The 24,018-nt window shown below is 52.0% G+C and carries 12 protein-coding genes, 1 tRNA gene and 1 pseudogene; 3 read left to right on the top strand and 11 right to left on the bottom strand.

Annotated features, from left to right (window positions below):
- Nucleotide 1: 1 nt before the first annotated feature.
- The 4 genes and pseudogenes from ACXAGA_RS07090 to ACXAGA_RS07075 form a co-directional block, all read right to left on the bottom strand.
- Nucleotides 2-2,320: a S8 family peptidase gene (locus ACXAGA_RS07090; protein WP_475116773.1), complete on the bottom strand. Its 2,319-nt coding sequence runs from the start codon at nt 2,318-2,320 to the stop codon at nt 2-4.
- Between the two features lie 103 nt (nt 2,321-2,423).
- Nucleotides 2,424-3,449, bottom strand: coding sequence for an AAA family ATPase (locus ACXAGA_RS07085; RefSeq protein WP_475116772.1), 1,026 nt, complete (start codon nt 3,447-3,449; stop codon nt 2,424-2,426).
- A 767-nt stretch (nt 3,450-4,216) separates the two neighbouring features.
- A pseudogene (locus tag ACXAGA_RS07080) lies at nt 4,217-4,504 on the bottom strand (IS6 family transposase); the annotation flags it as partial.
- 193 nt (nt 4,505-4,697) lie between these two features.
- On the bottom strand, nt 4,698-7,844 hold the full coding sequence (locus tag ACXAGA_RS07075; protein ID WP_475116771.1) for a hypothetical protein: 3,147 nt from the start codon (nt 7,842-7,844) through the stop codon (nt 4,698-4,700).
- A gap of 318 nt (nt 7,845-8,162) precedes the next feature.
- On the opposite strand from ACXAGA_RS07075, the gene ACXAGA_RS07070 reads away from it, so the two are divergent.
- Complete coding sequence (locus ACXAGA_RS07070; RefSeq protein WP_475116770.1) at nt 8,163-9,035, top strand: Fe(II)-2OG oxygenase family protein; 873 nt, start codon at nt 8,163-8,165, stop codon at nt 9,033-9,035.
- 15 nt (nt 9,036-9,050) lie between these two features.
- On the top strand, nt 9,051-9,950 hold the full coding sequence (locus ACXAGA_RS07065) for an NAD(P)-dependent oxidoreductase (RefSeq protein ID WP_475116769.1): 900 nt from the start codon (nt 9,051-9,053) through the stop codon (nt 9,948-9,950).
- 210 nt (nt 9,951-10,160) lie between these two features.
- Here the strand turns inward: ACXAGA_RS07065 and ACXAGA_RS07060 are convergent, their stop codons facing one another.
- From ACXAGA_RS07060 to ACXAGA_RS07045, 4 genes are read right to left on the bottom strand one after another with little or no spacing between them, the layout of a single operon-like run.
- Nucleotides 10,161-11,954 carry a TniQ family protein gene (locus ACXAGA_RS07060; RefSeq protein ID WP_475116768.1) on the bottom strand — a complete coding sequence of 598 codons (1,794 nt, stop codon included), beginning with the start codon at nt 11,952-11,954 and terminating at the stop codon, nt 10,161-10,163.
- The gene (locus ACXAGA_RS07055; protein WP_475116767.1) at nt 11,954-12,907 is read right to left on the bottom strand and encodes an ATP-binding protein; all 954 of its coding nucleotides are present in this window, start codon (nt 12,905-12,907) and stop codon (nt 11,954-11,956) included. Before ACXAGA_RS07055 ends, ACXAGA_RS07060 begins: the two co-directional genes overlap by 1 nt.
- Nucleotides 12,900-15,062: a Mu transposase C-terminal domain-containing protein gene (locus ACXAGA_RS07050; RefSeq protein WP_475116766.1), complete on the bottom strand. Its 2,163-nt coding sequence runs from the start codon at nt 15,060-15,062 to the stop codon at nt 12,900-12,902. Before ACXAGA_RS07050 ends, ACXAGA_RS07055 begins: the two co-directional genes overlap by 8 nt.
- On the bottom strand, nt 15,062-15,754 hold the full coding sequence (locus tag ACXAGA_RS07045) for a PDDEXK family nuclease (RefSeq protein WP_475116765.1): 693 nt from the start codon (nt 15,752-15,754) through the stop codon (nt 15,062-15,064). Before ACXAGA_RS07045 ends, ACXAGA_RS07050 begins: the two co-directional genes overlap by 1 nt.
- A gap of 630 nt (nt 15,755-16,384) precedes the next feature.
- Here ACXAGA_RS07045 and ACXAGA_RS07040 point away from each other — a divergent pair.
- A complete protein-coding gene (locus ACXAGA_RS07040) occupies nt 16,385-17,053 on the top strand; it encodes a helix-turn-helix domain-containing protein (protein ID WP_475116764.1) in 669 nt (222 codons plus the stop codon).
- A 1,431-nt stretch (nt 17,054-18,484) separates the two neighbouring features.
- Here ACXAGA_RS07040 and ACXAGA_RS07035 read toward each other — a convergent pair.
- The 3 genes from ACXAGA_RS07035 to ACXAGA_RS07025 all read right to left on the bottom strand — a co-directional run bounded on the left by ACXAGA_RS07035 (nt 18,485) and on the right by ACXAGA_RS07025 (nt 23,980).
- Nucleotides 18,485-19,165, bottom strand: coding sequence for a lysozyme inhibitor LprI family protein (locus ACXAGA_RS07035; RefSeq protein ID WP_475116763.1), 681 nt, complete (start codon nt 19,163-19,165; stop codon nt 18,485-18,487).
- 445 nt (nt 19,166-19,610) lie between these two features.
- Nucleotides 19,611-23,435, bottom strand: coding sequence for an SIR2 family protein (locus ACXAGA_RS07030; RefSeq protein ID WP_475116762.1), 3,825 nt, complete (start codon nt 23,433-23,435; stop codon nt 19,611-19,613).
- Nucleotides 23,436-23,903: 468 nt separating this feature from the next.
- Nucleotides 23,904-23,980, bottom strand: a tRNA-Arg gene (locus tag ACXAGA_RS07025).
- Between the last annotated feature and the right edge of the window lie 38 nt (nt 23,981-24,018).

The raw sequence follows: 24,018 nt of genomic DNA, 5'->3' as shown, positions 1-24,018 counted from the left end.
TTCAGACCTGAATTTCCGCTTGAGGTGCTACTTTCTGTTGGACTTCCGCATAAAGATCCACTTCTGCCTCGGTAGCATCAATTTCGACGACCAATGAGAAACGCGCCTCGCATCGCTCAGGATCCACATCGCGATTTTCTTTCCACCACCCACCCACCGGATAGACCGCAAGTACACCGCGACGGGCAAGATCGCTGGCTGCGACAGTGAGTGTATCGATGTGCAGGGAGCCGACACTCCGGCGATTGTAGCCGAAATCCCATTCGCCACTGTCGGGGCCGTTATCGTCTGGTTGGTCTTCAACCGCCGTGCGGCCGACACGTTGCGTGAAGGCATCGACCTTTTCATCCGCACCCTTCAGGGCAAAGCGAAGACCATGAGATGCATATCTGTTCTTTCGGCCACGTGCGACCTCCGATGGGTTAGGTTCGATGAAGGTGCTGAGGGCGACGCGCAAGGACACGTTCTGTCCGACAAGGCTACGGAGAACGTTCGTTGGCCATGGTAGTTCAAACAACCGCATCTCGTTCAACTTCCGTCCCGATCCTTTATTCTCATAGGGTCTGATCGAGTCCTCAACGATCAGTGTAATCGCGCTACTGGCGCTGCTCATTGCACGTTCCAAATTCGGCTGACCGTATCCGTATCGGGTAAACATGACATCGTATGCACCCTTCTTCTTTCGATCCGCTGGCGCAACATGAGACCACATCTGGTCAGTCCATCTTGCCGAGCCCACGTAGAGAGCGCGGATGGTCTCTGGCCAAAGGTCGGGGTATGAGGCGCGAAGGATTGCGATTTCACGAGCGGCCAGAGCCGTCGCGGCACTGGTGTCAGAAATGTGTGTGAAGGACCGTGCAGGGTAATTTCGACTGGTCGTAATCAGCATCAAATCAGAATGCTGGTTTGGTGTCGTTGAAAACCCGTCATCGTACCAGTTGCCGCCTTCGAGTACGACATCAGGTTTGATTGGCCAGGTCTTGGTCCAACTCGCCGTACGGGACATCGGAGCGAGGTCCCCAACTTCAGCCAACGTTGCACCATGTGTTGGCCCGCCAACACCGTTCATTTTGGTCATCGCACCCACCGCGATTGAATTCCATGCTTGAGACGGAGACTGAACCTCCGCCTCATCAAGATCATCGCATTTGCTTAGGTAGTCTGTATTTCCATCATGTTGGGCATCAATATTACCAATCGAAGTCACGATCAGTCGCCGTTGCTTCACTTTGCCGGAACGACCAGCGGCAAGCTGGTCGAGTTCAGTGGACCAGGACGTAGGTGCGCCGCTGTGAGGGGTGTCGAGGTCTGTGGTCGTGGCCAAAGCGAAGGTCCGCAACCTATCAGGCTCCACTTCTACCTCGTTGATGGCTTTCTGCGTCCTGTCCCCTAACAGATGATAGGGGTTATGGCCAGCATCTGGGATCACTTTTGCAGATTCCAGTCTATGAGGGACGTAGATTGCCGCGGTGCTGCTCAAGTGCGCTCGCAGATCGCCAAAGAGTGCCGCCCCTGCCATCCTCGATCCATGCCCATGGAGGTCTGCGAGATCCCATCCTGGCACAGCCGAATGGCGATCTGCTGCATCAAAAGCGGGCTGGATTAGCGGGTGCGCCAAAGTAATGCCCGTATCCAAAAGTGTGACATAGGACGCCACCTGCTGAGCTTGAGGGCCATACTGTGTTCGGCCAACCACATCTTGCAACCAATCGACCTGCTCCTCTGCTTCGAGCGCATCCACGAAGTCGATCGGTACACCCGGCGGAGAAACCGAGCGGACCGAACCTGTGCCAATGGCCGTCCTCGCCATCTGATCAATGTCACCTTCAACGAGAACGACGGTATCCTCTGGGAACTCCAAGCGATCAGGGTAGACCGTTAGCCCTTCCCGCACTGCCTTGGCAACGAATTGGTCCACTTCTGCTGGTTCCAACCAGACCTCCCAAGGGATCGGGCCGGCCGCATGCGGGAAAGGTTTGTTTGGATGCCGCCATAGGTCCCGAAGCCCTGCTTGGGCTATCGTGTCGATACTGTTCGCAAGATCAGCATTCCTTGGGCGTGTTTGCCCTTGATTGTTCGGTCTGCCGTCTTCTGTTGCGAATTGATCAAGTTTCTCGCGTAGCTTGGTCAACCCACCAGCCGACTTACTCGCTTTTACAATAGCGCGACCTGGAACCTGACTATCTGGCTCCGCATCCCGCACATTGAGAAGTGCTAAGCCGCTTACATCAAATTTGCCTGGAAGAAACGCTTCACCCGGGCGGCCTACGACTTCGATATAAGTGGCGTTTGCTTCGGGTAGTGTCTCTATGGTGTCCAATGCTGCGATCAGTCGGGCGGCATGTGCTTGCCTATTTGGTACGTCTGTCGGCCTATCGTTAACGGCCCGCCTTCCCTTGAAATCTTCAGACTTCGAAAACCCGTTAAGAACTATGTGAGGAAGATTCCGTTCTGCCACTGTTTATACCTAATGCCTGCAAGTCTCGTCGGCGCCCAATCGAATGCAATAAATCAGCCGACGTTATCATATTTTTCGAATTCAACACTGCCCGACGTGCGGAGTCCATTGCGGCCTGCACTACATCAGAAGAAGAAAGGCCGCGGGCCTGCTCAACCACATCGTCCCAGATAACCTCAGATAAATCAAATCCAGTCAAGCGGCGCGACATTGCTCTTTGCATGGCCTCGGCGGTGGGTAGATCATACATCAATACAAGATCGAAGCGGCGAAGGATCGCCTTATCCAAAATCCGTGGCAGGTTGGTTGTTGCGATGATCAACGAAGGCCCCGTATCCTCCTCCATGAATTGGAGAAACGAATTCAGGGTTCGCCGAGCTTCGCCAACGTCATTGTCACCTTCTCTGGAGGCGGCAAGTGCATCGATCTCATCGAACAGATAGACCCCTCGTTGATTCCTTACTGCCTCGAATATCATGTTCAGTTTGGAGGCCGTCTCCCCCATGAACTTCGATATCAAGCCGTGCAACAGTACAGAATAAAGGGGAAGCTTTAGCTCACCAGCCAATGCCGATGCGCTCATCGTCTTTCCGGTACCTGGGGGACCTGCCAGAAGGACACGTTGCCTGGGTGTCAGCCCATGTTTCTCCAGGATGTCGCGTTTGCGGAACTCGACAACGAGTTGCTCAAGCTCCGACGACACAGTTTCTGGAAGGATGAGATCATTCAGCCTAGTCTCTGGATACGCAGTCCCAATGATCGATGCTAACTCGCCCCGTGGCTTGGCGATCAATGTTGGGGTTGGCGTCTGCGACTTTGGCGTCTGCCCCGCTTCAACCCATTGACGAAGCTGCTCGGCCAGACGAGTATGGCCCTTCTGTTCCTCTGCGGACGCAAGCTGAAGCGCGAGATCGAAGAAGCGTTCTTCGTTCCCCTCAACGTGACTCTTCAAGAGCCCAATGAGTTGCTTCGCGTTGGCCACCGATTTCATCTCCCTGTTGCCTACCATCTTAGCCAGGCCTTCAAAAATTGCGAATGCGACGTGACGCCATCGATCCAGTTTTTAAGAATTGTTGCTTTAGGCACATACCTGCGAGAAAACACAGCTCTCTAACTGTCTGCTCCTATCTCCTCTTCCGCACCCGAGACAACGAAAATATGCCACAACAGCTAACTTCCACTTGCCTGAGAGTTTGTCGACGCGGGCCGAGGCGGCGCATTGGCCGGGGAGGTGGCAGAATGTCCGCTTTCACGTCGAGGCAAGGGGGCGTTTGCACCCGCGGCGAATGACCGGAATCCGCCCAATCTCCTACACCCTTCGCTGAGCGATCATCGATCAATCGCATGATTGCACCTACGCACCTGCCGCACCGGGCGACCGAGAATGGCAGAGACCTCCCACTCGCAACAAATCGCCGGATCGAAATGACCGCGATTCACACACGATTTCAATTAAACCTGTGTCCAATGAAGAGATTGCGAATTTTATATTTAGGAAGAGGTTTTCAATTCCGACCAAATCACTTGGGTCAATAACTGACGGAAAAGTCAACTTTGATTGAATTTTACAGGGAGTGTGGAAGGTCACATGGAGTTGGCCCAATCGGGCCAGAAAAGTGAGTCATTTCAGTTAGCACCGTCATGCAATTCTGACCCAAACGTCAGGCATTTCTGACCCATGATAGCAAAGTCGAATTTCTCATCTTCAACTTGTTGGAGGCTACGATGAGCAACAAACACTCTCTTAGCAACTGACCCTACTTGGTCCCATAAGCGCTGACGTCGGACAATCGTGATAACGACTTCATCGAGGTGCCACTTTCCATCAAATTGACCAGCCGAGTGTCGGCGAATCTTGCCTGCAAACTGACGCCCGAACTTTTCGGTCCAGGCGCGTACGGTTTGATGGCTCACAACGATCCCGCGCTCAGCCAGAAGATCTTCAACCATGCGCAGACTGAGGAGAAAGCGGAAATACAGCCAAACGGCGTGGGCGATAACATCGGGCGGGAAACGGTGGCGGCGATACAGGTTGGATTTTGTCATGCCGCTTGATTGCAGATTGCTGAAGAAAGTGCATCAAGTTTACGGTGCCATGTATGGTGCGCATTATGGAAATGCTAACGTGGATCTCATATAGTGGCTTAAGCGAGGACCATGACACGTATACCTGTAACGCCTCTAAGTTAAAGAATAACTAAGACTTCTACCGTGGGAAAGCGAATACCTCTCACTTAAGTTAGCCTAGTTCAAAGCCATTCAACCACTCGCGTTCTTCCCGAACACCGACCAATGAACTTAGCCGTGTTGACAGTTCTTCGGATACCTCCGTATCTTGATAGGACGCCAGCGGATCAAGGAAGTATTGTCCCCGCTGAGGAACCGAGGGGTTATTGAACTTTCCGCTAGTTTTGGATGACCCATCTACGTGAGTCTCTAGTTTAATCGTTTTCTCGGCACGCAGCGCAGTTTCAATACGGTCCAAGGCATCAATACAGAATTTTTTGCTTTGCTTGGCAACTCGATAAGATCGCTTCTCAATGGCCCGTTGGAAGCACGGGCGGAGGTAAACAGCATAAGCTCGCACTTCACGCAAATTCTGTTCAAGCAGATTACGACCGGATTCAAGTAAAAAAGACTGATAGACTCGCTCGGAACAACCAAAATTGAGGATATCGGTTCTTATCAATTCTAGCGACGCCTGTGATGCATCTATCATCCCCAGCTTTCTCAAAATGTGGCTGAGTGCGACACGAAAGCCAAGCGCTTCATGGTGACGTGCGCTTGAAGTATTTGTGAAAATGTTTTGCGTGCAAATCTTCATCGACTGCTCGTGATTTCTAGCAATTTCTTGCTCAATCTTCTTCTTGTCCATCTCGAGCAGATCGTTATCGCTTTCTAGTTTTTTCTGTAAGTGATCGGCTTCGCGCATTAAAACGGCAATGAATGCATGTGCAGTGTCCTTCTTCAAAGAACCTGCTTCCAGTTTCATGTACAACTGTTTTGCAAGATGGATGTTCCCCTGCAGGTAATTCACGTGCGCCTCACGTGCTGAAACCCGATCCTGGTTTTTACGAATATTCGCCTCTGCTTCACCCAGCGGTTTGAGCTGAGTTTCTGGGTGCATTCGAGCTCGATCAATGTAGGACATCGCGTCCTGCAAGTCTTGCTCTCTCCCCATGATCGTACAAGCAAGGGCGAGATCCATGAGAGCCTTAAACTGTCCGGCCCGATCAATTTCTTGAACCGCGCAGTTGAGTGATTTTTCGAAAGAAGTTTTCGCTTCTGCAATTTCTCCTAAATCAAGTTGAGCAAAGCCTACGTCGTCGTAGAAAGATCTCCTGAACTTTTCCGGCAGGAATTCATTCGGTTGATCTAAGCTGTTGGATTGGGAGAAGTGTTGCAAAATCTCTGCTGTCATGTGGTACGCACCATGACGCGTGGACAGCTTTCGCGCACGATGAGCCCCAGAATTGCTATTGAGCTGCGCACTGTATAATACTGAGTAGCAATAGTGTAAGGTGTGTATTGGATTTGTAGTCCCGTTTCTCCCTTCTTGTACTGGCCGCGCAGGAAACTCCTTTGGGTCATAGTCGACAGACGGCTTGGAAGCTCTAACCCCTTCCGATGCTCTTACCAAATGCCGTATTGTTTCCGCCAAAAAATAATGTCTGGTCCTTCCCCAATGGGGCTCGTACGGCAGCTCATAGTGCAATGCACTTTTGTTGTGCTGATTGGCATGAAGACGTTCAGCTACTTTAAAGTGTGCGGCAGATCGTTCGTAGCTGTCGTTTTCCTTCCAATGGTCTTGCACAATGGCCTTTAGGGCAAATGGGGACACAAACAATAGGTTTGGGTCACCACCCTCATCTGAATTCGGCGCAGTAAACTGTTCGCCGTCAATGTCTGCGACCAATCTGACTTTCCGGACAACATCTGAAAGGGTTGATACTGCCGACCAAAACCCCTCGTCTGTGACAGTCGTCGTACGCTTGATGCCCAAAGAATTTTTGCGAAGCAAGTTCATAGCAGGATCAGAAACCCAATAAATGCCCGTGCTCACCCACCTTAGAACTTGCAATGGGGACCGTCTTTTTCTTCCTGAGATTGAGTCGATATACAATTGGCCAGCATGCAAGTATTCGGCGACGTCTACTGGAAGTTTGTCATAAAACTCTCCTGCCAGGCGTTTAAAGCCCTGTGTGCAATCATAGTAGCCGTAGTTTTGAGGGTCAGAAGCAAAAAACGCACGTACCCTAATATCCATTGGGTTAAATGCGCCGGATCTTGGCTTTTCCCCTTCAAAGAGCCATCTTGCTCTCTTAGGCCGAAAACCGCCTTCGTCATAAGTCCTTGGATAACCTCGCATTTGGTAGAACCGTTGAAGTTGACTCTTAAAGAGCTTGTAGGCAGCCGCGCGAGACAATGCGACATTCGGGCAGTTTTCTGCAAACTGATCGGCGTTTAGCTGAGTTCCAGTTTGCTTGAGTTTTCCGACGAGCAGAACCTGAGGAACAGGAGACTGCTCAGACCGCGTTCCGCACTCGCGAACCAGATTGACCAGTGGATGTTCGCCTTGCTTGTAATGCACTGGAGGCAAATATTCGGCATGCTTCACGACGAGCAAGATGTTTTTTTTCCTCAAGTGCAGTGAGAGGCTTCTTCCATCAATGATTTGATGAAAGCTAAGCCCAAGGACTTTTCCCAAAGCTTTTATTTCCGGTTTGAACGCGTCCGATCCAGTAGACGAAGGGCTGAGAAACGCAACCGCATCGTACCCGCGCTGGAGTTCTTGAGGCCTGATCAAAGAAGAAATGAAATTTGCGCCGGTAAATCGGTTTGACCCCCACTCAATAAGCCTCTCATCTGCAGTGTTGATCGCATCTCTTAAGGCATTCAGAACATTGGTCTCCGATTGAGACAAAGCCAACTCGTCCCAGCCTTCAAATAACTGATCAGAATGAAAAATTTGGATCTGAGGAGTTTCTTTTTCTTCAGAGACCGCACAATGCTTCGCGAGAAGAGCGTCCAATTCGTTCACGTTCGCAACGCAGAACAAACCAGGTGCGCGGAGAAGTTCAGAGATTTCACGCTGAACATCTGGCTCACCCAAAGCTACGCAGATCTCAATTGATGCGCGGGCGGGATTTTTCAATGCCTCTGAGATACGCGCAGGGCTGCACTTGAGTCCTAAAATTTCAATGAGCCTATTATGAGTCAGCCCACCACTCTTCCACAGCGCTTTATGGAGCGAAAATATATACGCTAAAATTTCTACAGGTAGCATTCTTAACTTTGTTGCCTCTACAGTTTCCGCCTCCCGAAAAAGGGAACAAATAACAGCGTCACGTTTCGAAAACTCGTTTTGTCGACGCTCAAACCGCATTTAGACATCGTGAAATACTTCGGTAAACCCCTAGTTTCGCTTCGGATAGCGGCCGAAACTCTTCAGCAAAGACTTCTTGCAGAAGTTTACCAATTTGTAAGGGTGACCTCATCGGCAGATAATAAGCCGAGAAAGGAGCGCTAAATGATCTGAACCAGCAAGGCCACCCTGCCAGCTAAGCAAAAGGTGGCCTCTCTGAGAACGAACCAATGACACTGCAAATCCAGTCATCAATTGCGGTCCAGCTTGACCGTCGTAACAGCTCTTTGAGATGACCTCAAGAGTGCCCTCGATGACTGCTTCCAAAAAGGAAACATCATGACCCGTCAAACCCAAAAACCCGTCGTTGAAGACAATGCAATGACTGAACACTGCTCCAACGGTAGTCTCCACGGAGCGCCGATGGTAGACTCCGCACGCCCGTTTAAATGTGGCATGAGCTGCCAGACGAAGGCCCAATCAGATGAGGATTTGTCGAAACACTTCGAGTTTGTCGACAATTTGCCGGATTTGATCCGCGCATATGAGGCCCAACCCGAGAAAAACATCCTCATGCGCCACACCCAGATGGAAAAGGATGACGTGATGAAAGTCGCCGCTATGCTTGGTGATCCGTTCCTGCACGGCGCCTTTCCGGATGTCCGCGAAATTCGTTTCGACCCATCTAACTCGGGATCGATCGCCCTTTCGAAGGATGCTCACCCCCCGCATCTGGACGGAACTTTTACGAAATGTCCCCCGACGTCTTTCGTCCTGCATTTCGCTATTTCGGACCCTGAGGGGGGCGGCAAGTCTCTTTTTTGGTCCCTTCCCGACATGTTTGCAGCATGCCCTTGGCCGCTGCTTGATGCCGGGTTCAACGCGGACGTCCGCTACGCGCGCAAACGTCACGATGCCAGTGTAATCGACGAAGTCATCGGACAAATGATCGAAAAAGATTCAAGCGGACGCATCATCTTCCGTTGGCGCTTTGACGAGCAAGTCCAGCCTGAAGTAGTCGATGCCAAAGGGAAACCGATCTTTGAGTTCATCGAATGGGTACGCAAATACTTGGATGAAGTCGAACCGATCTCGTACCAAGCCAAGAGCGGGGATACCATTCTTATCCGCCAACGTCACTATTTGCATGGTCGGAGCTCGCTGTCCTCAGAGAACTCACCGCGCTTGGCCTTGCGCACGTGGATCTATTGAGTAGAGGATACCAAGATGAAAAGCGTAGCATTTCTCGGTCTTGGAATTATGGGCGGCCCAATGGCCGCCCACATCCAAAGAGCTGGTCACCATGTAACTGTGTTTAATAGATCACCAGGCAAGCCCGGCGAACTTCTCGCATTGGAAGCAGGATGCGCAAAGGCGTCAACGGTTAAAGAGGCAGTAAACGGCGCCGACGTTGTTTGTTGTTGCTTAGGCGACGAAAACTCTGTCAGAGCGCTGTTGTTCGGCCCAAATGGAGCGATCGCGAACATGAGCGCCGAAAGTACCCTGATCGACTTTACAACTATCGGGGAGGTAGCAGCGATTGATATTGCTGAGAGAGTGGCCGCTACAGGCAGAAAGTTCATAGATGCCCCCATGACCGGGGGTGATATAGCTGCTAGGAACGCGGCGCTCACTATCATGGCGGGAGCATCTGAGGCTGAATTAGAAGAGGTTATGGATGTCTTAGAGGCCGTATCAACAAGGGTAGTCGCCTGCGGTCGTGCGGGGGCTGGCCAAGCAACCAAGCTCGTAAATCAACTCATGGTTGCAGTAAATCTCGCTAGTGTTTGTGAAGCTTTGTCTGCTGCCAAGAACTTCGGCATAGCGCCAACTACTGTAGTTGAAGCGTGCGCCGGCGGCGCAGCTGGTAGTTGGCAGCTGGCAAATCTGTTTCTGCGGGCTGCAGATGGTGATTACGATCCTGGCTTCAAAATCTCCCATTTGATCAAAGATCTAAGGCTCTTGGGAGAAAATCTTCCGAATGAAGAACAGCCAGAGTTTGCTTCCGAGGTAGCCAAGCGCCTCTCCGTCCTTGTCGAAGAAAGCAGCCAATTTGCTGAGTTTGGAACCCAAGCCTTGTTTGAGTATTATAGGTCGCCATACAAGCGCAATACGACCAATACATAGCCCGCTTGAACTTTCGCACTCACGGAGAGCCCGGCCATCGGCCTGGCTCTCTTTTCTGGAATGGAAAACCTGAGGTGCCCCTAGATTTGTAGACGCCTTGGTTGGTATTTTTGGAGCGCCGCCCACTAATGGGTGTTATGTAAACACCAATAACGTGAAAACGTCTCCCCCTCCCCTAGACGGGTTTTTCCCGCACAGCCGCCCCTTTGGTCAGACAATCCCGGACCGCTCAAGCTGCCCAATCTCATACAGCCGAATTTGCGCACCCTTTATGGACACCGGCGAAACACCTTCGCGATCGAGTCGTCGCGCAAGGTGGATCGGCGCGGTTAGCAAGCGTGATGACAGCTTGCCCAAGGTGACGTATTTCTGTTCTAGCATCCTGATCGACGGTTCGGTCACATAGCTACATTTCTGATTTGTTTTCGGATTTACGCGCTGCTCCACCGCAACCAGCTTGGCATCCCGAAGCGCCCGAACGCCGCGGATATTGATTTGAAGATATCGGGCAGCCTCGAGAAGCGTCAGATCCCCCATTAAGGGCATTGCCTGTCGCTCGGGTTGATGGCTCGCCTCAATGTACAGACCTTTGATGCCACCCTTTTCGCTTCGATACACCGCGCCTTCAAAATCACCTTTGTGCCATTGGGCGACCAACCCGACGATCGTTTGTTTGGCATCTCGGCAATAGTCAACAATCTGTTTCGCCTCGTGACCGTTCGGGACTTTAGGCAGCGATTGAATGGCCGCGTGCAAAGCCATCACCTCCGCCCGCTTGAGGTAGGTTTTCGCGGATTTGATTTGGATATCAGACAGCACGCCGCCGCAAGCTACGAGCGCCTTGAGCTGGGACGCCCGCAGACCCAATAGGCGTTCGGCTTCTTTGTAGGTGCAGACGCTATCAAAGAACTGCTCGAGCCGCTCTACATCCTCTATCGAGATATCGGTTCGCGCCAGCGCGCCGGCCTCATCCTCTCCATTGAGAAAGCCCAGAACGCGTTTGAGAAACACCACGCCACGCCCCAGGTCTCCGCGTGCATCGTCCAAGGTTTTCAGGCGCTGTTCAGCTACCTTTCTGCCAAAGACGACATGCCCTGTTTTCAAGGGATATTTGCGCGCTACAAACTGGTGAACATGATCGACAATAGGCGCCGGGCTTTCGACATTTTCGACGCTACGGATCCATGTGTAGAAATCACCAAGGTCGCTAGACCTGTAGGGCCGGTTGCTGGGCTGGCGGTGATGCATTGCTTCTAGGGCCTCGGTCAGCGTGGATTTGCCACCAGACAGAACGTGATAGCCATGTTCACAAGCATCACGCGCGGCAAGGCCGGATAGGCCATACGCGTTCTCACCCCTCAGAGTGCCGCCTAACGTCAGGCAGGCACGGTGCAATTGCTGCAAGTCCAAGGGGGCCAACCAGCCTGTATGACGATCAGAACGGATCCGGTGCCTAACGTAAGTTTCGAAACCAGTCGGCCTGTATTCCCGCGCATGATCCGCTGCGGCCCTTAGGCGATCCAGGTTTCCGCGCGCAACGGTCACGACATCGTAAATCTGTGTCGCATATCGCGCCCGCGGAAGTTCGATCAACGGAGCCGCGTGTTTGGCACAACTATACAAGCAACTGATCGACCATTCTAACAGCTGATATACGCCAGACGGGCCGGTCGCCTCAAAAGCTTCGATCGCACAAACAGGACACAAGCGAAGCCGCGTTCGCCGCATGACCCCCGTAGTTGCCACAGCATGCCCCACCCGATAGCGGTTACGGCTCATCTTTTGGGGCGACCAAAACCGCAATGCCCCTTCATCAGCTTTGGTCAGCGTGCTGAGCCGATGAAGATGCTCCAGGTGCCCCGCACACAGCATCGGCCACCTCATGCCCATATCAGAGCAAAAATCGCGAACTGGCACACCACACCGATAGGCATTTCGCGCTGCAAATCCAGAGGCGGTCTCTCCTTCGATCAAGGGAAGCGCTAGCACAAGAGACACGCCCATCAGTCATCGTCCCCGAAATTTAATTCGTTAACATTGATCCGGTGAAAATCTTCCGTGATGAATGGGTTTAGGCCGTCGATCGCCCCCCACTTTTTGCGAAAATAATCGGCAAAATCGGCACGGGTAATTACACCATCAAAGCCTTTTCGGCGCAAAAGACCCACCGTGGTTCGCACAACTGTCTGTGCCAATCTTCCGAACGCATAGGCCGATGAATGCATTAATCGGCGCGCAAAATCCTCTGTTTTGACATCATCAGCCAATGGCAATCGCGCGATATTGGCGTAGTGCTCCAAAACAAACAGAACCTCCCCCTCCTCTGCCTCGGGGACAAGCGCTCCAAAGGTCACGGGGCTAAACCGACTCGACAGTTGAACGTCAGAATTGAGGATTGGCCCCAAGGCAGGCGTTCCACTTAGGATCAGGTTCACTTGCCATTGATCGTTTTCCATCAAAGATTTGAACGTATTCGTGACATCCTCCAGTTCGTTTTTGGCGTTTTTACCTCCAAAATCCTGCGCTTCGTCATAGTGCAAGAACAGAGTCTGGCGCTGCATTAGATGCTTGCGAACCAAATCCCACGCCTGAGCCGCTGAATTGTCCGATATCAATGGATACCCAAGGGCGCGAAGCGTCGTATTGCCGACCGATTTCAATGTCGCTGGGGACGCCAATTTAAGCGAAATTAACTCGCATACTTCTTTGTCTCGATCGACAGCCATCTCATCTGACAAATCTTCCATGACTTGCCGCATTAACCTCGTTTTGCCACTTCGGGATTCCCCGATGATCGCTATCCCCTCGGGTTCCGAGATGTCCCCAAATTCAATGTCATCTCGTCGCTGTTCCAGCTGTTCCTTGATAAGGGTCATCACTTCTCGATAGGCTTGGCATGGCACGTACTCTGACCTCACATTTTGGATGACGGTCTTTAAGTTTTCTTGATCAGTCATCTTTTAGAGGCCTCCGCAGTTCGATAATCGACTTCCTTTTCGAAGGTGTTTTGGGAACCTTAAGCGCCGGTGGTTCAGGTTCGGTGCTGTAGCGCACGACCTCGCCTATCAGACCTTGTTCAGGCGGACTGCCATCCCCAACGTCTCGTCCCGCCCGCATATCAGGCGTGTCAGTGATATTCAGACCATAGAAAACTTCTGCCTCGGCTCTCTTAAGGTCGTTTGGCGTCACCAACGCAGGCCCCACCATGCGCCATCCGCGCTGTTCCGCATCCTTTTCACGAATGCTGGTTAGAGCACGATCAATCACCCCCAATTTGAGTGCGGCTGCGTTCCGATTGCCTTGCCGTAATTTCCGGACCAAACGCTTCCACGCATCGAAAGAAACCCCACTCAGCCCGTCGATTTTAGCCCTCAACGAATACCAGGCATCCTCGATCCAGACTGATATCTTCCCCATGTTTTCAGGATCGGTGCGGATCTCCAGTTCCTGACTGTTGTGTTTCATAAAATGGTCAGCCAAGCGTTCGGAATGATAATAGACCCCGCAAAACAGGATCCCCTCACGGCTTGATTTACGGGTCAGTGGGACACCCAAGATATGCCGCAAAACATCGTCATCTCGTGGATAGGTTTTGCCATAAACTTCTGTGAGTTTGTCCCACCTGTCATTCGGCGATGCGTCGTTCAGACCGCTGTGTGGTTGATTATGATAGATATCCACGATGTAACGCATAAAAACCTCGACAAGGCTCTCTGCCGTATGCACTGCTAACTTTTCAGAGGGATAATCGCCCCGCTCTTTCGGGTTTGAAAAGGTTCTCCCTGTAAGGTTCGGCATCAGCTGCCTTACGCACGTTCCAAACATGCGCTCGACTACAGGCCGAAGTTGCGGCCTAGCGGCGGGCAACACATTGTATCCGATACCAAGGTCCGAAAGCGCCGCCTTGAAGCCGCTGTCGACAAATGCGGGCCCGTTGTCGACCCAGACCTCAGAAATGTGTCCATGCGCTTCCCAGGGCGTTTCGCATCCTTGGGCCTGCGCCATCGGTGTTTTGTTCTTCATCGCCATCCAAACGACAGCCTTCGCGGTGTCAGGTGATTGGTTTGGGGAAAGTTTCATGCCAACGATGCATCGCGTTGCCACATCAATCGCAACACACAGGTAATAGCGACCGGTCATCAAATCACGCAGGCCAAGATCACTGATATCAACGTTGTTTTTATGCATGATGGCCAGCAAATCGATTTGCCATTCATCAATCTCAATGCGCTGCATCGGCATAAGATTACTCAAACCCTTACCAACCGGCCCGAGTTTATTCTTGGCGGTCGAAACCCCTTCGCGAGAGGCGATAACGTCAAAAGCTTCAAACTCGGAAAGGCGCCGCCGCACCGTGCTTTCGGACACGTCTGGCAAGCGCGGTTGTCCCGCAAGTTGGCGCTTCTCATTCACCATTGCGATGTTGCTATTGATTTCGTCACTGATCATTTTTATCGAATGCTTATTGAGCGACAAATATTTTGGCAGATTTGCAGCGACCAAGCTTTCCCGAACGGCACATAGACACCGTCCATTTTGTTTGTTGAATATCGACCGTTTTAAAAGAACCATGGGATCCTTGGTGGTTTCCCATTTCCGCACCCAATGCATCACCGACCCACGGCAAGGGATACGCGCCACCTTCTCACTCGCGATTTCAACCAAGCTTTTCGCAGATCGTCCATCTGGCGAAGCACGCTCAAGAACGCGTTTTAAAAGGACCATTTTAAATCTGTTGAATGAAGCATCTGAGCGAGACACTTCGTTGTTCTGCTCCGCCTCCAGAAAAACCTCACACCACAGTCGCTTCCAATTCACATCCTCTTGGTGGGACTTGGACAATTTGGACAACAACAAATGCCCTGCATGTGCTCGGCGCCGGGTTTCACGGACCCCAAAGTAACCATGGTTAATGGTTGCTGCCTGTTGATCTATTAGATCAGCCAATTCTCCATGGTTTAAGAATATGATATTTCCGTCGCGGTAAAGCGGCTGAAGCTCGATGATGTCATCTGACACACTCAAGACTGCAAAGGTTTGACCGGACAAAATCACGGCATCACAGGTCGACAACCTGATCTTGAATTTAATCGGACGATTGCTTTTCTGCATCAGCACACCCCCTCAACAACACGCACCAGCGTTTGTGGTGTGATCCTTTGATTACGGTCCGCCTCTAATCCACCTGCATAGATGGCCCGTACGCAGGCACCGAACCCACGACTTCCCAGCCCGCTCGCATCAATAATAGATTGTATCTGCACCGGTCCTGATAGCGCCGTCAGGCTCTTCGCCAGTTGGGTATCTGCGGCAGCATCCAAACGGTTTCGAAAAAAATGCAGCAGCTCTGCATTATGCAACTCAATGGGGTGAATGTGCTGCTCGGTGAAAAGCTCGATCCGATCGGCGAAGCGGTTTGACATTTGCCGTCCCACCAGCGCCAAGGTTTCGCGGAAACGCTGCCTTTGAACTTCACGTTCCGGCTTTACGGCAACAGCGATGACCTCTCCGTTGCGCAAGGTGAAACGCCAATCAAAAATGGTGTAGGCTTGGCGTCCGTCGCTATTTATGTACAAAACGCGCTCGGGCTGGTCTTCCACCTTCACGACATCAGCCCTAGACCGGATCAACAGCAGAGCCTTTTTCTCCATCAAGCTGTGGTAATAGACCTTCTGGACCCTTTTGGGGCCTGGCCATCGAATGATCAAAAATCCACGAACACTCGCTTGGGAACGGGCAGCTGGACGCAGGCTGGCTGTGCTCTCCGGTGTAGGGCGATACCCTTCATCATCGAAATATTTCATTAGTTTTGGCCTAGCGCTCACCAAATTTGGCGGCGCCTGATCCTCTCCATAATTTGAGCAAACGCAGGGCCACCGCGCAGACTGCTCTGCGCGCTTGATTGGCCCTGTAAGGCATGTTAGGAAGAGCGCGAATTAAGGTGACAAACTTCAATTCGCATAGGGTCCCACATGAATGCGGTGCAACGCATTCGGGACCCCTCTTCATTTTTACGGGTTCAATTTCTGGTCAAATCGCCAGGGACCTCCTTCCACGACAGTCGCTGCAAACACGGCTCCTATGGGGCCGCATCAGCCTTTTTGCTCGTCACAAGACGAACATTTTCGCTGACCGAAAAGTGACGTTCATCGCCGACCCACACTCCTGACCTCTGAAAACATCAGTCGATTACGCCCCCTATCAATGGGGGCAAATTGGCCGCTTTTCGGACCTCTATCGATTAGGAACAGGTCCGCAAAACGTCAACAGAAACCACGGAACACACACCAAACAAGCCATTGAAATAGCTGAAAAACGTGTCCCAAATCCCGAACAAATCGCGAATAACACAATGGTTCCAAGCACATAAAAAAACTTGCAAATTAGTCCGCACTTCGCCTCTCATTAATCCTAATAGTTATTGGGAGATGCACGTGGGAAACGGCGAAGCAAAGCAAGACGAATCAAAATCGTTCGAAGCACAGCTCAAAAACTTGCGTTGGCTTTTGAGACAGAAACGGATTTCGCAGCGAGCATTGGCAAAAGACCTGAACATGCCGACTGCGACCATCAACAATATGCTGACGGGCAAAGCGTCACCCAGCGGCCACTTTATGAAGAAGATAAATTCTCGGTTCGCAGAAACGATATTTTCGGTCGACCCGAACCATAACCCGAGCCTCTTCAGGTTTCGCCACAGGGTCGACACTCGTTTCAAACCCGCAACGGCCTCATTATTGAACCAGCTCGCCGATAGGCGCGAAATCAACATGTACAGCCGAAAGACATACAAACGGAACTTCCGGTTTTATCTTCAAGAGGGGCTCGAGTACGCCTATTATCTGGCCGCGGCATATGGCGCGATGAAGCTTGCCAGCTTACACTTAGGGCTCCCGTTTGGCGCTCCCGAAGGAACAACGGATATCGCTTTTGCCCTAAGCCTCGCGATTATCTTGATCTTAACGCCGTATATGATCTGCAAGCTTCCGTTCGGTGAACGCTTCGAAGAGTTAAAAGCCCGATACCGCATGCAGAAAGGCGACCTCTTAGACGCAAGAAAAATTAAAATCGCTGCAGGCCGCCGGAAATTCAAACTGAATTAATTCCGGTACTCGTAGCCCAAACTGGACCTCCAAGGCACCGCCCAGAATAGCTATAGCCCTAAGGTCTGCTGAGCGGGACGATGCGGACCTTGGTTCAAAGTGCGCCAAGGTCGGCTTTAGCGAGCCGTTCAAAAATCGGTCTTGTTTTGAACGGTCTATATCGGCTGCGCCAATGGTTGCTTCGAGCAGATTGTATTCAATCGGATGGAAGGATATCCATCCAAAAACATACCAATGGAACATTAAGACAATGCGCTGCAGTTATACTTTCCGAAATTGGTTGAGTTGTTGTTTGATAGCAGTTTGCATAGCTTCCGGCTCGATTGGAAAAGCCGAAAGCCCCGTGTCAATCCAACGCTATATCGCGGAAAATAATGACGGTCAGATCGCAAACTTGGCCAATGAATGGTGGCAGTGGGCTTCAGCCTTTCCAAGGCTGATAAGGCCAACATCAGACAGCACGGGGGCGATGTGTGCGTTCCTTCAATCGGAGGGGATATGGTTCCTTGCTAACTCAGATACCCCCGAAGTCGTTGATCGGTCGTGCGCAATTCCTCTCGGCTCTCAATTATTCTTTCCGATTATTAGTAACTTACATTTTTCTCCACCATCAGTCGATTTCACATGCGCGGAAGCCTTGGAAAGCGTCGCTTTTGAAAGAAATCCTAACTATGTGGTCACGGTCTCCCTGAATGGAACTTCTGTGCAACTCGATGAAGGTAGCATCATTCGTTCTTCGTCGTGTTTCGACCTGCTTGCGAGAGTACCTGCATCTCGCAATCCACCCTCATATTACCCAAGCGCGACAGACGGGTATTGGGTCTTACTCGATCCCCTTCCGGCGGGTGACCATGAACTGGTTCTTAAGGCTGAGTATCACGACACACAGCGGAATGAAGTTAGGGCTATGGTGCATGTTCGATACCAACTGAGCGTTGGAGAGCGGTGAGAGACATGATGAGATGTTAGCAGATGTTTTGAACGGTGAGTTCTATTAGAACATTGGACCCTTGGGGTCGTGCCAAGAACCCCATACAAAACCAAATCAGTAGTTGAAGGTTTTAACTCCCCTTTGATAGCTGCCATTCGTGCGTCCCGCAGCATCGGTGCATCGGTGCACACTGCCGCCGTCGGAGCAACCGCAGCATCATCTTGGCAGGCCTAGATCCCGACGATTTGGACGGCCCAATCCGGACCTTCGATTGATGGTCAAGCGCTGCGTCGCAGCTTCACCAGACCGGCTATTCGTGCATCGCGCAGCATTTTTCGTGGGTGAAGGTCGGCTGGGCGGGACCTTCTTGCCGTTCACTGCCGCTGCGCCGAAGCCCGCTACCAGAAATCCACCTGGGCCAAAAACGGTCGTTTATGGAACGGGCTGAATGGCGAGTGACCTGCCGCCGATGGTGCGAAAATGTTTATAAGGCGGCAGCCTCAGTCGCTGATGGTAAAGTAGCGTTCCAAGTTCTGGGCTTGCTGGATTGAAAGTCGCGTTGTGCATTCAGCGGTTACAGCTCCCCAGCCCGAACCGCCCGCGTGCCAGCCAACAATATTATCTACCGAACACATTTCATTCGCGAACTGAAGCCAGAGCCGCTGAGCAGCGCGTAGTTTAGAAATCTCCTCTTGGTTGTGAGGTAACAACGGGCCCTGCTCCAGTATGCGTTGATAGACTGCATTCAAATGTTCGTCCGCGCGCTCCAAGCCGATGTAGTTACAATACTCGCGAGGTGACAATCCGGCTCCTGCTGGGATAGGAAGCCCTTTGCTCTCAAGAACTGTTACCAATCCTTCCTCGCAATCTTGAATACCCGCTATGACGCAAGCCTCCTGATCGGTAGCCTCGGATCCAAAACAAGTTTCGACTTGGAGATAAGACTCATTGTATTCAGCGGAAGCTGCATCCCAATCATCTGCTTGCGCACTACCTGCCACAATTACAAAACCACAAACTACAAACCGTTTCAGCACAAGTATTCCCTCACGATACAACTTTAGAGATAAAAATAGACCAATGACCGTACAACGGTGTTCGGTCAAGCGTTTCTTCGATTGATCGCTGTCACGCGTTTGGACGCTCAATCTGATGGTCTGCAAAATCCCCAGGGCTGCCATTCGGTAGCCTTCCAGAAACGCTCCTCTTTGGCTCAGCCTCGATATGCCTTGATTGACGCTGCCATATGCACCGCTCAAAACCCAAATAGTTGTTAAGTTTTATGTCGCTCTCATAATAGAGGACATTCGAGCTCCCTGCAGCATTGGTCAAGCTGGGCTCGTTGCGGCCATTCTCCGCCTTGCAGCATTTAGCTTGATAGCTCGCGCACCGACTACTGCTCACGGCCCAAAGGAGACATTCACCGGATCGGCTCGCGCTGCTGTGCAGCTTCCCCAGAACAGCCATTGGTCGCAGGCGCAGCATGTACACGCCGATTGGATGACGGGGTCGCGGTATAATTGTATCCACAGTTAGTGGGTCACTTCAGTATTGGGGGATCAGAGAGGACCATACATGGCAGTTCACCCTAGTTCACTTCATTGTCCGCAGCCATTTACAATGTGACTAACGCCTCTCAACGAGGTCGATAAGCCTGAAATACCGGCGATCCCGGGCCAAGCTTGGATCTGTTGCCTCTATGAGATCGAGAATTTCGGCAAGCTCGAAGGGTGCGGCGGATGGCTCGTTGGGAACTATCGCATCGAGCATGTCCAGTACCGCTGAGGGATGTTGGACAGTCAGTGGTTTTTCACCACCAACTTCTCTGGTGAATCTGTAAAGCCAGTGACTCTCGTTTTCGACTGGAACCAAAAACCTCAAAACACTGCTAAGCACCAAGGGGAACTCATCGCCGGTATCGTCGAGCATCTGCACCCACGACGACACCATCTCGGACGTTCGAAACCTTCGCTCTCGGGGCCAAGTGCTCTCGATGAATGGCACCACGTGGCTGGCCCAACCGCCATCGTCTCGCTGGCCAATCCGGCCCAAGCCGAAGATCACATTTTTTCGGGTTGTGTCGGACATTTCCCGAATGCAGTTGCGAGCTTCATTGATCGAAACGCCGTCCGGTTCATCGGATCTGTAGACTGCCAGCTCGACGATCATTTGGGCAGCAATTTTCGCGAGATCACGATCCCAGTTCCAACCATAAATCCGGGGGAAAATATCCAATAGCAGCGGTTTCAACCGTTGCCCGATCTCGACTTGAGGGAAAGCCGCTGCCGAAAGAAAGGCGTTCCACGCTGGCTCGGAGGCAGGGTGGTCATACGCGAACCATGGCATAATTCGCTCAAGGACCCAATCACGGTCGATGCGATATAGCCATCGCAACTGACGCGCCAAGATCGCCACAGCATGATCACTACCTTCGCCCGGTGCGGCCAGCAAACGTTCAATACGCGTCTTGAAGGCTACGGGGATACTCGCGTTTTCACCGAGCTTCAGACCGTTCAGCGCATTGATCAGTCCTTCAGTGGCGCGACCGATGGGCCCGTTGATTGCGTGGCCGTATGTCCGCCGTGAGCTATCGACAACCTCGCCACCGATACGCGTCTCACCCCGACCACTTTTGATTGCTGAGCCACCGTCAGACACCAGTCCGGAGATAATGGCATCGAACACGCGCCAAGCCGTTTCATTATCTGCCAGATAGATCGCTTCGAAGTTCTCTCTAACCCAATCGCCAAGAGGGTGGCTAAGTTCCCGCATAGCCGCATGCGGAAGGCGAGCAACGCGATGTAGAAACACCAAACTCAGGCGTGGCGAAACTTCGCTCGGCCATTGTTGTATCAGTGGTCGCCAATATTCCTTAGGGAAGTTGCCCTGTCGTGATGCGTTTGACAGGGCCGCAAGGGCCTTCCGTGGATGAGTTTTGACAAGGCCATAAAACGGCCGGAAGTCAGTCGAGGCACGATAGTTTCTCGAGCCCATCGCACCTGCACGATCAAGCACCTCGTTGACCGGAGTGCTGACTAAAGTTCCGGGGTTGTCGTCAGTTTTGATACTCCTCACAGAAACCCCATGTGTGGACACCAACCCAGTCGCCCAGCTGTCTGACCAGCTATCGATCTTGCCGATCATCTTGGCCAGCCAGGCAGATTGATAATCGATAAGTTCACAGCCTTGTAGTTCTATCCAGCGCGTATATCGGGCAGCAAACTCATCACGAATTCCAGGGTAATCCTCTTCCGTCCAGTGGTCCATTTTTTCGGGACCGGCCAGCAGTCTATTGGCGATGGCAACCTGGTGTTCGCCTGACATGTGTTCCCATCGGTCGGCGATCAGGAATAGCAGTTCCCGTCTAACATCATCATCCCAGAAATCACCCCGCGAGAATTCCAGCACGATGGACATGGACGTATCGGCATCGAAAAGCCGACCATCGTTCAGAGCAAAGAGCTTCAGCTTCCTAAAGAAGAACGAGTCTTGATGATCCCACGCCAGCACGCGTGCTTTCATCAAAACAGGATGCTGTTCGGACATCCTTTTCATCAGGGTAGAAAACCAACGGAAATAGGCGGCTTCATCATCGTCGCGGTCATCGCCATCCACTTCGCGCTCTGGATAGCAGGTCGGTGTGGTGAAGTAGCTGGTCCCAATGTCGCGATGGAGATCGGCGGCGAGTTTTAGATGCCGTTCTGCAATCGCAAACACCTCAGGCAGAACTTTATCCGGTACATCGAATTCTTCACCATGCCGCTTCGGAAACTTAATCTCCCACCTTACAACTTCTCCCGATGTCACGTCGTCCCAAGAGTTTTCCGGCGGCTTGGATTCACTCAAGCCGTAGGGGAGTTTGCTCGCCAAAATCGGTGCCATGGCTTTGTCCACGTCCCGAAGCACGCCGCTGGTCCAGCCCTCCTTCTTGATCTTGGCCCTTAGGTCAAACCATCCATCGTCCCAGGCGGCCCCACGTTTGTCAGCCAGGGACTCAAGGATCAGGTTCCAGGTGTTTCGCGCTTCGGGATGAAGATCGTCGTTACCTCTCAGCCGACGCTCGATTTCTTTCACTTGCCGTGGATGCAGTCGGTGTTGCCGAACAGCCCACCACGCAAAGACGGGATCATTCAAGTGCTTTGCGGACCAGTCCAAGAGATGTGACAAGCGTGATGGGATCGCTTCCCATCCTTCCGGCTGCCTTCCAGCCAAGCTATGGCCCCCAGAAGGATTGGAATCACCACGTCGCCATTCCAATAGATGATCATGAACGCGGGCAGTCCTACGTCCTGACTCCGGAGGTCTGTCGGGATCGTCATCAAGGCCATATACATCCAAGGGGTCAAACGTGGCGGCGCCTTCGCCGTAGTCTTTGGATTTCTTGGCTGCTCGGCAGGACGCGTCAAAGACGTTTAGCCATTCGGCAGGAGGAGGGTTTTCAGACTTGGCAAATAACCTTGCGCCCGGAGTACTTCGCACCAAATGCGCGACCTGCCCGCGTTCGTAAGGGGATAGAGCCCTTGGTCCCTTCCTCGCCATATCGACCACATTATTGCGCCAACCCCGTGGGTCATCCGCACGGTCGGCCCAAGCTTCCAGTGTCTCCCAAAGATGACTGTGATCGGCGTAGGGGATTGGAGTAACACCACGGTCTCGCCACTTGACCTCAATGTCTTCCAGTTGGCCTCGGTCAAAGGCATATAGGTTGGCAGCGTCACGCAGCCCATCATGGTTCAACCCTTGCAGTAGGTATTTCACCGGTGGGTCTTCGGCTTGATAGCCAACCAATACGACCGTGTATTGGTCCAGTAGGGCCCTCACAAATTTGGTCGCCCATCCCTCGGCAAGATATGCACGACCAAAGTCCGCACTGCTAAGTATGTAGTCGTGGTGTGGATACTCTGGGGATTGTATGCGTCCATGCAGATAAGTAACCCCATAGATCGGCATACCAAGCTCGATATCGGGGAACGCAGGGGGCTCAAAGATTCTGGCCTCGGAAACACCAGCGCATTGATCAAAAAGTCGGTCGAAGTTGGTTGTAACAATCTGTGGGCGGCCCTCAGGGTCTGACGAAATTCGAGCAATGAGACTGTGCTCACGGCTGACTTTAGTCAGGTCTTCGGCTGCCAACCGCTCGGCGACTAGAGTGCTTACATCTTGCTTGCCGTACTCCTGGTTCAGCAGATGAAATACCTGATCAAGCGGAGCCAGGGGGCCATCCTCATCCCGCGGCCTGTAGTCATCTCTAATTCGAGGGCCGAATGCCGTAACGATAGATGAGCCCGCTGGTGGATCGAATGATTTGATTACATGCCGGGTCAGCCCAACAAAATCTGGCATGCCAGATGGGAAAGAAACTCCGGCACCGCAAAGAAATACTACACGGCCTTGGTCGCAGCGATGTAAAAGCGCATCCGGGATGTTAGGGCCATTCGCATGAAACCGCATTTATTCAGACCTTCATCTCAGCATGCGCACCCTTCGGATCGGTTTGAGTGACCAGAAAAAGGAAGCCAAAAAGCATCAAAAATACACCTCTACGTGCGCACTAAAGGTCAATTGTCCAAAAAATTCAATGTCCGCACTTCGTTGGCGTTGGAATTAGCTTTTCAAACACAGCGAAAGCCCGCTTCCCGCCCAATCTGCTACACCCTTCGCTGAGCGATCATTGAGCAATCACATGATTGCACCTTCGCACCTGCCGCACCGGGCGACCGAGAATGGCAGAAACCTTCCACTCGCAACAAATCGCTGGATCGAAATGACCGCGATTCACACACGATTTCAATTAAACCTGTGTCCAATGAAGAGATTGCGAATTTTATATTTAGGAAGAGGTTTTCAATCCCGACCAAATCACTTGGGTCAATAACGTGACGGAAAAGTCAACTTTGATTGAATTTTACAGGGTGTAAATGGCGGACTGGGGAGGATTCGAACCCCCGACCCCTTGATTCGTAGTCAAGTACTCTATCCAACTGAGCTACCAGTCCGCGGTGAGTGAGCGCCGTATAGCCCCCGTGTTTGGGGG

The sequence above is a fragment of the Marivivens sp. ABH4_498 genome, assembly GCF_056160585.1.
Note: the sequence above shows the minus strand (reverse complement) of the source record. Positions and strands in the feature narration are given on the sequence as shown.

Bases quoted from the DNA above. Each gene is read 5' to 3' on its own strand.
- ACXAGA_RS07085 (WP_475116772.1), bottom strand. From the start codon at position 3,449: ATGAAATCGGTGGCCAACGCGAAGCAACTCATTGGGCTCTTGAAGAGT.
- ACXAGA_RS07075 (WP_475116771.1), bottom strand. From the start codon at position 7,844: ATGCGGTTTGAGCGTCGACAAAACGAGTTTTCGAAACGTGACGCTGTT.
- ACXAGA_RS07070 (WP_475116770.1), top strand. From the start codon at position 8,163: ATGACCCGTCAAACCCAAAAACCCGTCGTTGAAGACAATGCAATGACT.
- ACXAGA_RS07065 (WP_475116769.1), top strand. From the start codon at position 9,051: ATGAAAAGCGTAGCATTTCTCGGTCTTGGAATTATGGGCGGCCCAATG.
- ACXAGA_RS07060 (WP_475116768.1), bottom strand. From the start codon at position 11,954: ATGGGCGTGTCTCTTGTGCTAGCGCTTCCCTTGATCGAAGGAGAGACC.
- ACXAGA_RS07055 (WP_475116767.1), bottom strand. From the start codon at position 12,907: ATGACTGATCAAGAAAACTTAAAGACCGTCATCCAAAATGTGAGGTCA.
- ACXAGA_RS07050 (WP_475116766.1), bottom strand. From the start codon at position 15,062: ATGCAGAAAAGCAATCGTCCGATTAAATTCAAGATCAGGTTGTCGACC.
- ACXAGA_RS07045 (WP_475116765.1), bottom strand. From the start codon at position 15,754: ATGAAATATTTCGATGATGAAGGGTATCGCCCTACACCGGAGAGCACA.
- ACXAGA_RS07035 (WP_475116763.1), bottom strand. From the start codon at position 19,165: ATGGCAGCCCTGGGGATTTTGCAGACCATCAGATTGAGCGTCCAAACG.
- ACXAGA_RS07030 (WP_475116762.1), bottom strand. From the start codon at position 23,435: ATGCGGTTTCATGCGAATGGCCCTAACATCCCGGATGCGCTTTTACAT.